This is a genomic window from Mesorhizobium sp. L-2-11 (genome assembly GCF_016756595.1).
GTDB lineage: Bacteria > Pseudomonadota > Alphaproteobacteria > Rhizobiales > Rhizobiaceae > Mesorhizobium.
In genome coordinates this window covers 1,337,661-1,350,204 of the sequence record NZ_AP023257.1, presented here as the reverse complement: position 1 = coordinate 1,350,204, position 12,544 = coordinate 1,337,661, and the positions used below count along the sequence as shown (strand labels likewise).

Annotated in this window: 13 protein-coding genes and 1 pseudogene; 7 read left to right on the top strand and 7 right to left on the bottom strand. The window is 63.5% G+C overall.

Annotated elements, in window-relative coordinates; translation table 11 throughout:
• The first annotated feature begins 8 nt into the window (after window positions 1-8).
• Together metX and metW are read left to right on the top strand one after the other, a co-directional pair.
• Complete coding sequence (metX, locus tag JG739_RS06510; RefSeq protein ID WP_077372941.1) at window positions 9-1,178, top strand: homoserine O-acetyltransferase MetX; 1,170 nt, start codon at window positions 9-11, stop codon at window positions 1,176-1,178.
• Between the two features lie 58 nt (window positions 1,179-1,236).
• Window positions 1,237-1,851 carry a methionine biosynthesis protein MetW gene (gene metW / locus JG739_RS06505; protein ID WP_202367362.1) on the top strand — a complete coding sequence of 205 codons (615 nt, stop codon included), beginning with the start codon at window positions 1,237-1,239 and terminating at the stop codon, window positions 1,849-1,851.
• An 88-nt stretch (window positions 1,852-1,939) separates the two neighbouring features.
• Here metW and JG739_RS06500 read toward each other — a convergent pair.
• The 4 genes and pseudogenes from JG739_RS06500 to JG739_RS06485 all read right to left on the bottom strand — a co-directional run bounded on the left by JG739_RS06500 (window position 1,940) and on the right by JG739_RS06485 (window position 6,673).
• Window positions 1,940-2,883 (bottom strand): IS630 family transposase gene (locus JG739_RS06500; RefSeq protein WP_446720497.1). Its coding sequence is split into 2 segments (ribosomal slippage): window positions 1,940-2,547 and window positions 2,547-2,883, totalling 945 coding nucleotides; the frame shifts between segments, so codons are not numbered across the junction.
• Window positions 2,884-2,970: 87 nt separating this feature from the next.
• A pseudogene (locus JG739_RS06495) lies at window positions 2,971-3,746 on the bottom strand (DUF1194 domain-containing protein).
• 205 nt (window positions 3,747-3,951) lie between these two features.
• Window positions 3,952-5,778 carry an ABC transporter ATP-binding protein/permease gene (locus JG739_RS06490; RefSeq protein WP_202365752.1) on the bottom strand — a complete coding sequence of 609 codons (1,827 nt, stop codon included), beginning with the start codon at window positions 5,776-5,778 and terminating at the stop codon, window positions 3,952-3,954.
• A gap of 118 nt (window positions 5,779-5,896) precedes the next feature.
• On the bottom strand, window positions 5,897-6,673 hold the full coding sequence (locus JG739_RS06485) for a class I SAM-dependent methyltransferase (protein WP_202367361.1): 777 nt from the start codon (window positions 6,671-6,673) through the stop codon (window positions 5,897-5,899).
• 220 nt (window positions 6,674-6,893) lie between these two features.
• Between JG739_RS06485 and gloB the strand changes: the two genes are divergently transcribed.
• Window positions 6,894-7,661, top strand: a complete 768-nt coding sequence (gene gloB, locus JG739_RS06480; protein ID WP_202365751.1) for a hydroxyacylglutathione hydrolase — start codon at window positions 6,894-6,896, stop codon at window positions 7,659-7,661.
• Window positions 7,662-7,700: 39 nt separating this feature from the next.
• Window positions 7,701-8,141: a cupin domain-containing protein gene (locus JG739_RS06475; protein ID WP_202365750.1), complete on the top strand. Its 441-nt coding sequence runs from the start codon at window positions 7,701-7,703 to the stop codon at window positions 8,139-8,141.
• Here the strand turns inward: JG739_RS06475 and JG739_RS06470 are convergent.
• From JG739_RS06470 to JG739_RS06460, 3 genes are read right to left on the bottom strand one after another with little or no spacing between them, the layout of a single operon-like run.
• Window positions 8,116-8,787, bottom strand: a complete 672-nt coding sequence (locus JG739_RS06470) for a lysoplasmalogenase family protein (RefSeq protein ID WP_202365749.1) — start codon at window positions 8,785-8,787, stop codon at window positions 8,116-8,118. The two genes, JG739_RS06475 and JG739_RS06470, sit on opposite strands and share 26 nt — an antisense overlap.
• Window positions 8,787-9,674, bottom strand: a complete 888-nt coding sequence (gene yddG / locus JG739_RS06465) for an aromatic amino acid exporter YddG (protein ID WP_202365748.1) — start codon at window positions 9,672-9,674, stop codon at window positions 8,787-8,789. Before yddG ends, JG739_RS06470 begins: the two co-directional genes overlap by 1 nt.
• A 26-nt stretch (window positions 9,675-9,700) precedes the next feature.
• Entirely contained in the window at window positions 9,701-10,489 is a 789-nt protein-coding gene (locus JG739_RS06460) for a DUF3108 domain-containing protein (RefSeq protein ID WP_202365747.1), read from the bottom strand.
• Window positions 10,490-10,744: 255 nt separating this feature from the next.
• Here JG739_RS06460 and rpmB point away from each other — a divergent pair, with 255 nt between their 5' ends.
• The 3 genes from rpmB to JG739_RS06445 all read left to right on the top strand — a co-directional run bounded on the left by rpmB (window position 10,745) and on the right by JG739_RS06445 (window position 12,537).
• Window positions 10,745-11,041, top strand: coding sequence for a 50S ribosomal protein L28 (gene rpmB / locus JG739_RS06455; RefSeq protein WP_023797188.1), 297 nt, complete (start codon window positions 10,745-10,747; stop codon window positions 11,039-11,041).
• A gap of 83 nt (window positions 11,042-11,124) precedes the next feature.
• A complete protein-coding gene (locus tag JG739_RS06450) occupies window positions 11,125-11,805 on the top strand; it encodes a queuosine precursor transporter (protein ID WP_202365746.1) in 681 nt (226 codons plus the stop codon).
• Window positions 11,806-11,835: 30 nt separating this feature from the next.
• Window positions 11,836-12,537 (top strand): spermidine synthase, encoded by a 702-nt coding sequence (locus tag JG739_RS06445; protein ID WP_202365745.1) that lies wholly within the window; start codon window positions 11,836-11,838, stop codon window positions 12,535-12,537.
• Window positions 12,538-12,544: the final 7 nt, after the last annotated feature.

Below are 12,544 nucleotides of genomic sequence, written 5' to 3'. Positions count from 1 at the left end.
AGGATGCGATGGTCGCGCTGCGCACGAAAAGAACCAACAACGAGGCCGACGAGCCGTCGAGCCCGGTGTTGCGTTTCGGTGCCGACAAGCCGCTCAAGCTCGATGCCGGCACACTGCTGTCGCCGTTCCAGATCGCCTACAAGACCTACGGCACGCTCAACGACGCCCGCTCCAACGCCATCCTCGTCTGCCATGCGCTGACCGGCGACCAGCATGTCGCCAGCACCAATCCGGTGACCGGCAAGCCGGGCTGGTGGGAAGTGCTGATCGGCCCCGGCAAAATCATCGACACCAGCCGCTTCTTCGTCATCTGCTCGAACGTCATCGGCGGCTGCCTCGGCTCGACCGGCCCCGCCTCGACCAATCCCGCCACCGGCAAGCCCTACGGGCTCGACCTGCCGATCATCACCATCCGCGACATGGTGCGGGCGCAGTTGATGCTGGTCGACCATTTCGGCATCGAAAAGCTGTTCTCGGTGCTCGGCGGCTCGATGGGCGGCATGCAGGTGCTGCAATGGGCGTCGAGCTATCCGGAGCGCGTTTTCTCTGCGCTGCCGATCGCCACCGGGGCGCGCCATTCCTCGCAGAACATCGCCTTCCATGAGGTCGGCCGGCAAGCGGTGATGGCCGATCCCGACTGGCATGGCGGCAAATATTTCGAACAGGGCAAGCGCCCGGAAAAGGGACTGGCTGTGGCGCGCATGGCCGCTCACATCACCTATCTGTCGGAGGCGGCCCTGCACCGGAAATTTGGCCGCAACCTGCAGGATCGTGAAGCGCTCACCTTCGGTTTCGACGCCGACTTCCAGATCGAGAGCTATCTGCGCCATCAGGGCATGACCTTCGTCGACCGCTTCGACGCCAACTCCTATCTCTACATGACCAGGGCGATGGATTATTTCGACCTCGCCGCCGACCATGGTGGCCGGCTCGCCGACGCCTTTGCCGGCACCAAGACCCGTTTCTGCCTGGTTTCATTCACCAGCGACTGGCTGTTCCCGACCGAGGAGAGCCGCTCGGTCGTTCATGCGCTGAACGCCGCCGGCGCCTCGGTGTCCTTCGTCGAGATCGAGACCGATCGCGGCCACGACGCCTTTCTGCTCGACGAACCGGAACTGTTTGCCGCCATCAACGGCTTCATCGCCTCGGCGGCCCGCGCCAGGGGGCTCAGCGCATGACCCCGAAAAGTTGCAGACTTTTCGGATCAAGGTCATGCGCCAGGAAAGAGCCACGATCATGAGTGTCAACCACGCCCAGCGCGTCGACCTCGAAGTCGTCGCCGATCTCATCCCGCCGCAGTCGCGGGTGCTGGACGTCGGCTCCGGCGATGGTCTGCTGCTCGAATTGCTGCAGGCGACGAAGCAGGTCGACGGCCGCGGGATGGAACTGTCGCAGCGCGGCGTCAACGAATGCGTGGCGCGCGGCCTGTCCGTCATCCAGGGCGACGCCGACAAGGACCTCAAATTCTATCCCGACAAGGGTTTTGATTTCGTCGTCCTGTCGCAGACCCTGCAGGCGACCCGCAACCCGAAGCTGGTGCTCGACGAATTGCTCAGGATCGGCAAGCACGCCATTGTCTCCTTCCCCAATTTCGGCCACTGGCGGGTGCGCCTTTCGCTGTTCATCGAAGGGCGGATGCCGGTGACCAAGGACCTGCCCTATTCCTGGTACGACACGCCCAACATCCATTTCTGCACCATCCGCGACTTCGTCAATCTCTGCGAGGAGCTTGGCGCAACGGTGGAAAAGGCAACCGCGCTCGACGCCAATGGCCAGAAAATCGGCCTGTCGATGCCATGGTGGTTCTGGAACTTCTTCGGCCAGCAGGCGGTGTTCCTGCTGAAGCGATAACGGCGACCCAGTCGCTTCGGCCAACCGGCCCGAGTCCGGAGACATCTGGGACTGATCGCCATTCGTCGAGGTCTAGAGCGGGATGAGATTACCTGCGGTCATAGCCTGAGTTTGCGAAGTAATTTGAGCACTCGAGCGGTGTGACGCGGTTGAGAATCTGGCCGATGGCGTTGCAGACCGTTTCAACGGTGCGCTTTGCGGCCTTTCGCAGCCAGTGCTTGAGCTTGGCGAAGAGCTGTTCGATCGGATTGAGGTCAGGCGAGTATTTCGGCAGGAAGAAGAGCCTCGCGCCGGCCTTTCGGATGGCGCGACGCACGGCCTTGCCTTTGTGGCTGCCGAGATTGTCCATCACAACGATGTCGCCCGGCTGGAGAGTGGGCACGAGAACCTTCTCGACATAGAGGAGGAACCTCTCGCCGTTGATCGGCCCGTCGATGAGCCAGGGCGCTTCGACGCGATCATGACGCAGCGCAGCCAGAAAGGTCATTGTCTTCCAGTGGCCATTGGGAACTTTGGCCTTGATCCGCTGTCCGACCGGTGCCCAACCCCTGAGCGGGGCCATGTTGGTCTTGGTCCAGGTCTCGTCGATGAACACCAGGCGGGCGGGGTCGATCCGGTCCTGATACAGAACCCATTGCCTCCGTCGGCGCGCAACATCGGGACGATCTTGCTCGGCGGCGATCAGCGTCTTTTTTTGTGAGACAGCTTCTCGGCGTGCACGAACTCCCACACCGAGCGGTAGTCAACCTTCAGGCCACGCTCGCCAAGTTCGGCCACAAGCCCGCGCAAGGTGAAGTCCTTCTCCCGGCAGCGCTCGACAAGCCAGTCGCGCCACGCTCCCGATATCTTCTTCGGCTTGTAGCCGCCCACTTGGCGGGGCGCCACGCTCCCCGTCTGTTCCACCCGCTTCAGCCACTCGATCGCCGCGCTGTAGCTGACGCCAAATCGAGCAGCCGCCGCGCGCCGCGAAAGCCCTTCAACCTTGACCGCCGCAACAACCCGTTCGCGCAGGTCCATTGAATATCCAACCATCAATGCTGGCCTCCTGCCCAGCAGCAAGGTTGAATCAGATCATCGCTGATTTGGGAATCCCACGACTCCCATAAATCTCATCCCGCTCTAGCGATCAAGTTCCGGAAAATACGGATCGGAGAAAAACCGCCGACCGCGCTCGCCTTGCAAACAGTCGACCGGTGCTGCCGCATCGACCGGGACGGACCCAGGGTCGGCATTGGGATCGGCAACACCGCTGACTTCGAGGACCAGCTTGCGGCGTATGGCTGTCACGAATTCCGAAGCGGCATAGACCGGCAGCACGAAGGAGCCTGGCCCGCCTGTGACGCACTCGGCATAGTATTGGTCGAGATGGCTGAAGCTGGGCGACGGGCTGATCAGGATCGGCAGGCCATTGATGACGATTCCCTTTGCTATCGCGGCGTCGCGTGTCGCGGTGACAGGCATCCCGATATTGTTGGGGCCATCGCCTGAGATGTCGATGACGCTGCGCGTCGCGTCGAAGGCGGCTCCATCCAAAAGCTTGGCGCCGAAGGCGAGCGCACCGGAAATCGAGGTGCCGCGAAAGCTCCTGAACGGGCGCGCCTCGATCTTGTCGGCGAATGCCTCGGCACTGTCGGCATTGTCGATGACCTGCCAGGCAATGACGGCGTCGTCGGGGACGGTGCCTGCGCAATGCGGCCGGTCACGCCCGAACGCACCGCATTGATGAAGTCGGGGTGGCGCAGCGCCTCGACATAGCCGGCGCGCTGCAGGGCGAATTCCTTTTGGTCCATCGAGTGCGAGATGTCGACCGCCAGCACCAGTTCGACGTCCACCGCAATGGTGTCGGCAGGCGCGGCCAAAGGTGCTGCCTGGGCACAGGCAAGGCAGGCAAGCAGGCTGACGCATGTCGCCCAAAAGCGCGCAGCGGTTTTGGGGTAACGACAAGCATCGAAGCAAAAACTCAAAGCGTGTCGCATGTTACTCTTCACCGGGACGCGCTTTCAGCGCGTCAAGCATCGGTTCCAACGCCGCAGGCTTCCGAACGATACCGGCAATCTTTCGCTGCGATCACGGCAAAATAAAGCTTGGCTGTACGGCCAGCTATGCCTCTTGGTGGGCTTTGGCGACGGCCGGGGGTGGTTCGATCGCGCCGGCCCTGACGCGGATTGGCTTCAGAGCCGGTCGCTCGACGTCTTTCACGATCGCCAATGAGCGCGGGAAGAATTCAATGTTGTGCTGGCCACGGCCGATATTTAGGATCGCGGCGTCGGCAAGACGCGCCTCCAGCATCGACAGCACCCGCTGCAGCGTCGCGCCGTCGAACGTGTCCAAAGCCTCGTCGATGATCACCCATTTCGGCTGCCGCAAGACCAGCCGGGCAAAGGCAAGCAGGCGCTGCTCGTCATCGCTCAATTCGCGCTCCCAGCGCGCCGACCGGTCGAGCGAGGATGACAGTCGCCCGAGGCCGACCTCGGCAAGCACCGCCGAGATCTCGGAGTCGCTGACCGCCGCATCGGCGTGGTCCAGCACCTCGCGCAGCGTGCCCAGCGGGAAATACGGTTTTCGGGGAACGAAGGTCGGCACCTCTCCGGCCGGCATGCCGATCCGCCCGCTTCCCCAAGGCCACAGACCGGCAATGGCGCGGAAGAACAGCGTCTTGCCGGCGCGCGGATCTCCGGTGATCATGACGCGCTCGCCGGCACGGATTTCGACATGCGGCTCGGCGAGCTTCGTACATCCATCCCGCGACGCAATTTCGAGCTTGTCGAATGTCAGCCTGCCGTCCGGATTTTCGCCGAACTCGATGCGCCTCTCGGTGTGGTGGAGCACATCCGTTTCAGCAAGCGCGATGCGGAAATCGGCGACGCGCATCAGCGTGGCGCGCCAATCGGCGATGCCGCCGATATTGTTGATGAACCAGCGCAACGAGGAATGCACCTGGTTGAAGGCGCCGACAGCCATCATCAGCCCGCCGAAGCTGATATCGCCGGCGAAATAGACCGGTGAGGCGACGAGGATCGGCGCGACGACAGTGATCCAGCCATAGGAATCGGTCACCCAGGAAAGATTGATCTGGGCGCTGTAGATGCGCCGCATCGCGCCCAGCACCGTGCCGAGGTCGAGCTCAAGCCGTCGTCGCGCGTCGGCCTCGCCGTGCGCAAGCGCGATGGCGTCGACATTCTCGTTGACGCGGACCACCGAGGAGCGCAACTCCGCCTCGCGCGTGTAGCGGTCGCTGTTAAAGCGGATGAGCGGCCGTCCGACCAGCCAGCTCAGCCAGGAGGCGGTGCCGGCATAGAGAATGGCGGCCCACACCATGTAGCCCGGAATCGCAAGCGAATAGCCGCCGACATGGAAGACGAAGCCGGAAGACAGCGACCACAGGACGCCGACGAACGAAACAAGCAGAATGAACGACTGCAATAGCCCTATGCCGAGACCGGTCGAAAGATCGGAGAGATGCCCGGCATCCTGCTGCAGGCGCTGGTCCGGGTTGACGCCGATGGCGCCGGCGTTGGCGAGCCGGAAAGCCCGCGCCGGCCGCATCCATTCACCGATCAGATCGACGGTTAACGCCTCACGCAGCTTCAGCCGGATCGTCTGGTCGAGCCAGGTCTGGCCGACATTGAGCACCACAAGCCCGCCGGCGATGGCGGCAAACACCAGAAGCTGGTGCAGGAAACCCTGCATGTCGCGCCGAGCCAGCGCGTCGTAAAAGGGTTCGTTCCAACGATTGAGCAGAACCTGCCCGATCGAGGTTGCCACAATGACGGCGACTATGCCGAGGCAGGCCCAGAGCAGTTGTTTGCGGATCGGCGACTTCGCCAGCGCCAGCCTGATTGTCGCCAGCTGGTCGCGCAGGCTGCTGGCCTCGACCGACGCGGCAATCGGCTTGGCGCTGACCTCGAAATCCGGATGATCAGCCATTGATGAAGACCCTTGAATTCGTGCGATGCTGAAACCGGTGAACAAGTCGACTCAATCGGGTATCAAACCCGCCCACGACAGATAGGTGGGGAAAGCGGGGATTCCGATCACGAAAACGTCATCGACGGCCCGACGACGGCGCATTCCCGGTCGGCGATATCCGGCCGAGCCTTGTGGCGCCATGCGGCGAGAAAACCGGCACGAAGACGCGGCGCGAGGCGCGCTGGACGACTGGCACACCCTGATAGAGCCGCTTCTGCGCCTCGACGACGATGACGCCTGAAAAGATCGGCCAGAATCTGCGGCCGGCGCGCTCCAGCACATTGTGGAACCGCATCATGAAGCGTCGCCGCGACGGCGGGAAGAACAGGGCGTCGGACCAGGCCGCGGGCGTGAAATTCGCTTCGCGCAGCAATTCGGTGAGCTGGCCGCGCGAGAAGGGCCGGCCGCTGCCGAACGGCGTATGCTCGAAACGGGCCCAGACACCGCGCCGGTTGGGCACGACGATGACGACGCGGCCGGCGGGCGACAGCACCCGCCAGATTTCGTTCAGCGTCTCGCGCGGGTTCTCGGCATGTTCGAGTGAATGGACGAGCAGCATGCGATCGATGGAGGCATCGACCAGCGGCAATTCCTCATCGAAGACCAGCGCGGTCGCGGTCGGCCCCGTGGCCGGCCAGACCACCGCGCCCTGCGTCGCCGGCATGAAGGCAAAGACACGTTCGGCATCGGTGCCGAACCGCTCCAGCCACGGCAAAGTGTAGCCGAGGCCGACCAGCCGCTCATTGGGCACAACAGCCCATATCGAGGACAACGCCATGGTGATCGAGCGTTCGGCCAATCGCCCGAGCGTGGTCGAATAAAAGGAGCGAAGGTCGACGATATCGGAATGCATGCGCGGCACGCTATCTTCGATGCTGTCCAAGTTCAACAAAGGCGCCAAGTTCTACAAAGGCGCCAAGTTCTACAAAGACGGATGACATGTGCGGGCAAGCGCCCTATGTCTGCGGCGACTGCTGCATCGCCCAGAAATCGGTTTCGATTTCGGAAAGCATGATGCAGCAGATAAAAAGTGTTAGAGCGTCCTTTTTGCGGCGCTCTCGTGGAGAGATGCGATGCCGGTTGAAATCGAACAATTCATGTGCCGCAGCGACAATTTCGGCGTGCTGGTGCATGACCCGAAAAGCGGCGAGACCGCGATCATCGACGCGCCCGAGGAGGCGCCGATCCTGGCCGCGATCGAGCGCACCGGCTGGACGCCGACGATGATCCTGATCACGCATCACCATGTCGACCATGTCGAGGCCAATCTGGCGTTGAAGCAACGGTATAAGCTACGCATCGTCGGACCGGAGGCGGAACAGGCCAAGATTCCCGGCATCGACGAAACCGTCGAGCAGGGTTCGGTCATCCACCTCGGCGAGGAGAGGATCGACGTGATCGCCACGCCCGGCCACACGGCGGGCCATGTCTCCTATCATCTGCCGGCGTCGAAAGTGGCGTTCACCGCCGATACGCTGTTTGCGCTCGGCTGCGGCCGGCTGTTCGAGTGCAAGCCGCCGGTGATGTTCGATTCGCTGAAGAAGCTCGCGGCGCTTCCGGCCGAGACGATCGTCTACTGCGGCCATGAATACACGCTGTCCAACGCCCGCTTCGCGCTGACCGTCGACCCGACCAATTCGGCGCTGAAGGAGCGCGCCGCGAAAATCGAGGCGCTGCGCGCCGGCGACAAGCCGACGCTGCCGACCACCATCGGTGAGGAACTGTCGACCAACCCGTTCCTGCGGTGGCACGATCCGGCAATCCGCAAGCATCTCGGCATGGAGAACGCCTCCGACGCCGAAGTGTTCGCCGAAATTCGCAAGCGCAAGGATAATTTCTGAGCACCATTGATGGTCTGGAACCATGAAGTTCTGGGGTAAATGACCAGTTCCGCCGAAATCATCGCGACGCTCGGCCTGAAACCGCATCCGGAAGGCGGCTGGTATGCCGAAACCTTCCGCGATGGCGCGGAAGGCGCTCGCGGCCATTCGACCGCGATCTATTTCCTTTTGGAGCAGGAGCAGGTGTCGGCCTGGCACCGCGTCAAGGACGCCGCCGAGGTCTGGCACTTTTATGCCGGCGCCCCGCTGGCGCTGTCGATACACAGGGAAAACGGGCCGGTGATCGAGCAGGTGCTCGGCACGGCACTGGCGGCAGGCGAGCGGCCGCAGATCGTGGTGCCGGCAGGCTGGTGGCAGTCGGCGCGCAGCCTGGGCGAATGGACGCTGGCCGGCTGCACCGTGGCGCCGGGTTTCGATTTCGCCGCATTCGAGCTGGCCGAACCGGGCTGGAGTCCTAACCCAGCAGGAAACCCATCGTGATCGCCATCTGGGCGGCGTAATACAGCATCCAGACCGCGTAGCGCGTCCAGTCGCGGTGCGGCGAGATGGCACTCAGCAGGAACTTTTCCGAGGCGAGCAGCCCGTCGGACGCCATGAACAGCACGGCGCCGCCGACGACCCAGAGATTGCTCAGAGTGAGGGCCGAAATTCCCATGGCAAGAATCGTCGCGATATAGACGCTGATCGGAAGGCGCAGGGCGGCGGGGCTGACACGGCGCCAGAGCGCAAAAAGCATGGCGAGCGCGAACACGGCCATTGCCCCGGCAATCGCCGCGCGCCACGGCTCGGCCAAAAACAGCCCGACGCCATCGCCGGAGCGCAGGAACAGCGCGATGTAAAACCCATGCGCAGCGAGAAAACTGGCCAGTCCGCCGAGAAAGGCCTTTTCACCGTCGCGCGACAGCAATGCATCGCCGATGGCGCTGAGCGCCAGCGCAGCGATGAGCAGCCACGGACCGCCCTGCAGCGATGCCAGCACGGCGAGCATTGCCACGGCCAGCGTCTTGACCGCGGAACGCGCAAGCATCTGTGGCATGTCGATGGTGAAGGCGTAGATCACCGCCGCGGCCAGCGAAAACAGCAGCGCCGCATTGGCGTTGGCGTCGATGCCGCCGGGAAACGGCATCACGCCCCTGCCTCGCCTGCTGCCCTCTTGCGCAAAAACAGCGATTTCGCCGCAAGCGCTGCGCCGCCGGTGATCAGCACGCAGGCGGCGAAGATGCGCAGGGACGGCTCGGCGAAACCGGCTGATATCAGCACCAGCGTCGACAGCAGCGGCGCGGCGTAGCTTGCCGCGCCCAGCACCTGGATGTTGCCGCGCTTGACGCCGATATCCCAGGCGTAGAAGGCCGCGCCCACTGGCATCAGGCCGAGGCCGAGCACGGCCAGCCACTGGCCGGCGCCGACAGGCAGGACTGTCTCTTCCAGCAGGAGATGGCAGACAAGCGAAAGCGCTGCCGTGGCCGCACAGAACCAGGTGACGATGCTGGTCGGCACCGACGGAAAGCGGCGCGACAACAGCGAATAGGACGCCCACAGCACGGCGCAGACGCCGGCCATCGCATAGCCGAATGCATAGCGCGCGTCGAAGGCAAGCCCGCCGCCCTTGGTGACGATCAGGAAAGTGCCGGCAAGGCCGAGCAGTGCGCCGACGACATGGTTCCAGGCCAGCCGCTCGCCCGGCATCAGCGCCGATCCGAGCACGATCAGCAGCGGCCACAGATAGGCGATGAGGCTCGCCTCCACCGCCGGCGCGTTGCGCAGCGCAGTGAAATAGAAGAAGTGATAGCCGAACAGGCCGGCAATGCCGATCACCCACACTTGCGGCGGTATTTTCTCGCTCCCGGCGGTGGCCGGCGTGAACAGCCGCGCGACGAGCCCGACGCCGGTGCCGATCGTGAAGGTGATCGCCGAAAGCAGGAATGGCGGCACCTTGCCGGAAGCGTCCGTAAGCAGCGCCAGCAGCGCCCACATGGCGACCGCCGAGAAGCCGATCAGTGTTGCGCGCTCCATGTCCGTCTCCGGCGGCGCGATCGCGCCTATTCTGTCGCTTCGAACCGCTCCGCGCTGACGGTGAGCGTGCCGATTTTCGTGCCGACCGTGGCGTGGATCGGCGCATATACGCCGGTTTGGCCGACCGGCGCAAACGTCACCGTGATGCGGCTGCGCTTTCTCAGGTAATCCAAGGATTTGCGGTTCTTGCGATAACCCGCCACCGGCTCAAAATCCAGCCGGCAAGTGACGGTATCGCCCTTGTAGCCGCGCACCGAGGTCGAGCCTTTCGACTCATAGGTCAGCCTCAGATTGGCGCGCATCTCGCCGTCATAGAGTTTCACCGTTCGCCCGCAGACCTTGTCGAGACTATCGGCATGGATGACGGTGGCGGCCATCGGATCGAGCACCGAGGCGAGATGGCTGGCAGCCACCGGTATCCAGTTTTTTGGATTGCGCTTCTTCGGCGCAGGCACGATCTTCGTCGCGACAACTGTGCCGTTGGCGAACCGGATATCGATCATCGATGCCTTGTCGCCCGATTTGTAGTCGGCGCGGAACGCTTGCGGCTGCAATTGCTTGCCCGAAATCTTGCCCTTCGACGAGACCGTGCCACGCGTGTCATCGAAGATTGTGGCGAGGCCGGCGCTGGAGACGCTGCCTTCGATCGAATAGGTATCGCCTTCGTAACTGCTGGAAAAGCTTGCCCTGGCCACCGAGAAGCCGTGAACCGAAACCGTATACTCGCCCTTGAAGGATTGTTGCGTGGCGGCAGACGTTGCCGTCGGCAGCGCCACGGCGAGCGAGGCAAGGAGAGCATGAGACGAACGAAGCATGGCGGGATCGAACCTCGATTTTCAGCAGAAGCGCGCAACTCCAGCCTGGCATCTCCTTGTGCGACCGCTTATAGACTGAATTTCGGCCTTTATGTGAAAGGCGTCGTCACAGCCGCGCGCAAGCCGAAGCTTGACGCATCGCCGAAATGCAACTATGGAACGCCAACTTTTTCCATGAGGCCGCCTGACCGAAACCGCGCGCCACCCGGCGCGGGTCGAATGTTTGGCCAGACCGAGAACTGAAGGTTTAGAACCATGTCCCGCACCTGCGAACTCACTGCCAAGGCAGTCATGTCCGGCAACAATGTGAGCCACGCCAACAACAAGAGCAAGCGTCGCTTCCTGCCCAATCTCGTCAATGTGACGCTGATCTCGGAAGCGCTGAACCAGAATGTGCGCCTGCGCATTTCGGCCAACGCGCTGCGTTCGGTCGAGCATCGCGGCGGCCTTGATGCGTTCCTGGCCAAGGCCGACGCCAAGGAGCTGTCGCAGCGCGCGCGGCTGCTGAAGAAGCAGATCGCCAAGAAGCTTGCCGAACAGCCGGCCGCTTAACCTTTTTCGGCAACCGCCTTCCAAGGAGTGTCGTCCGAACTCGGCATGACACCCCCGCTGGTTCCATTACCCAGGATAAAAAAATGAGCTTTTTCTCCCGATACCTGCCCTTTGTCGCGGCCATGGCGCTTGTCGTGGTGGCGTCGAACGTCCTCGTGCAGTTCCCGCTGCAGGGTGCGATCGGAGGCCTGTCGCTGGCCGACATTCTGACCTGGGGCGCCTTCACCTACCCGTTCTCCTTCCTGGTCACCGACCTTGCCAATCGCCGCTACGGTCCGGCTGTGGCGCGCCGGATCGTGTTCGTCGGCTTCACGGCGGCAGTGATCTGCTCGGTCGTCATCCCGCCCTTGCTATTCCGCTACGGCCTGATCGAATTCGAAACGGCTGCCGACCGGCTGGTGCGCATTGCGGCGGCTTCCGGCACCGCGTTCCTGATCGCGCAGCTGCTCGACGTGACCGTGTTCAACCGGTTGCGCCGGCAGAGCTGGTGGCGGGCGCCGATCGTCGGCACGCTGGTCGGCTCGGTGTTCGACACCGCGGTGTTCTTCACGATCGCCTTTTCGGCGGCTTTCGCCTTCGCTGGCCCGAACGATGGCTTTGCGCTCGAAACCGCGCCGCTGATCGGCGTGCTGCCGATCGAGGCGATGCGCTGGGTGTCATGGGCGCTCGGCGACCTCGGCGTGAAGCTGATCATCGCCGTGGTGGCGCTGATCCCCTACCGGCTGCTTGCCGCCCGCTGGAGCCAGCCGGCACTGGCGGCATAGAGAAAAGGTCATGCTCACAGGTTCTCGAGCATGATCCCATGGGTCCAACTCGACACCGCGAAAACGCCTGACGGCGACCACGAGCTCCGCCTGAAACGACGCGGTGCCGAATTCTCGATCATGCTCGGCTCGAACGAGCTGATGAACAGCCGCCTCAGCGGCTCCGAGCAAGCGCTGGCGAGGCTGTCCTGCCAAAGGATTTCCGGCCGCCGGCAGCCGAAAATCCTGATCGGCGGGCTGGGCATGGGTTTTACGCTGCGCGCCGCGCTTGCCGAGCTTGGCGCCGATGCCGGCATCGTTGTCGCCGAGTTGGTGCCCGCCGTGGTGGCGTGGGCGCGCGGCCCGATGGCCTCGCTGTTCGGCGGCTGTCTCGATGATCCGCGCCTGACCATTCGCGAGACGGATGTCGGGCAGGTCGTGCGATCGGAAGCCTCGGCCTGGGATGTCATCCTGCTCGACGTCGACAATGGGCCGGAAGGGATCGTCCACAAGGCAAACGATGCCCTTTACAGTATTGCCGGGCTGATCAGCGCGAGAGCAGCGCTCAAGCCCGGCGGCGTGCTGGCGGTCTGGTCGCAGGCATCCGACAGCGGTTTTACCCGCAGGCTCAAGCAGGCGGGCTTCGCCGTCGACGAAGTCAAGGTCCGCGCCAATGGCAAGCGCGGCGCACGCCACGTCATCTGGATCGCGACCGACGGACCCCGGCCTGCCGCAACCGGCGCCAGGCTGTAGCTTGTTA

Coding starts and splice junctions, on each gene's coding strand:
- metX (WP_077372941.1), top strand. CDS start 9: ATGGTCGCGCTGCGCACGAAAAGAACCAACAACGAGGCCGACGAGCCG.
- metW (WP_202367362.1), top strand. CDS start 1,237: ATGAGTGTCAACCACGCCCAGCGCGTCGACCTCGAAGTCGTCGCCGAT.
- JG739_RS06490 (WP_202365752.1), bottom strand. CDS start 5,778: ATGGCTGATCATCCGGATTTCGAGGTCAGCGCCAAGCCGATTGCCGCG.
- JG739_RS06485 (WP_202367361.1), bottom strand. CDS start 6,673: ATGCATTCCGATATCGTCGACCTTCGCTCCTTTTATTCGACCACGCTC.
- gloB (WP_202365751.1), top strand. CDS start 6,894: ATGCCGGTTGAAATCGAACAATTCATGTGCCGCAGCGACAATTTCGGC.
- JG739_RS06475 (WP_202365750.1), top strand. CDS start 7,701: ATGACCAGTTCCGCCGAAATCATCGCGACGCTCGGCCTGAAACCGCAT.
- JG739_RS06470 (WP_202365749.1), bottom strand. CDS start 8,787: ATGCCGTTTCCCGGCGGCATCGACGCCAACGCCAATGCGGCGCTGCTG.
- yddG (WP_202365748.1), bottom strand. CDS start 9,674: ATGGAGCGCGCAACACTGATCGGCTTCTCGGCGGTCGCCATGTGGGCG.
- JG739_RS06460 (WP_202365747.1), bottom strand. CDS start 10,489: ATGCTTCGTTCGTCTCATGCTCTCCTTGCCTCGCTCGCCGTGGCGCTG.
- rpmB (WP_023797188.1), top strand. CDS start 10,745: ATGTCCCGCACCTGCGAACTCACTGCCAAGGCAGTCATGTCCGGCAAC.
- JG739_RS06450 (WP_202365746.1), top strand. CDS start 11,125: ATGAGCTTTTTCTCCCGATACCTGCCCTTTGTCGCGGCCATGGCGCTT.
- JG739_RS06445 (WP_202365745.1), top strand. CDS start 11,836: ATGATCCCATGGGTCCAACTCGACACCGCGAAAACGCCTGACGGCGAC.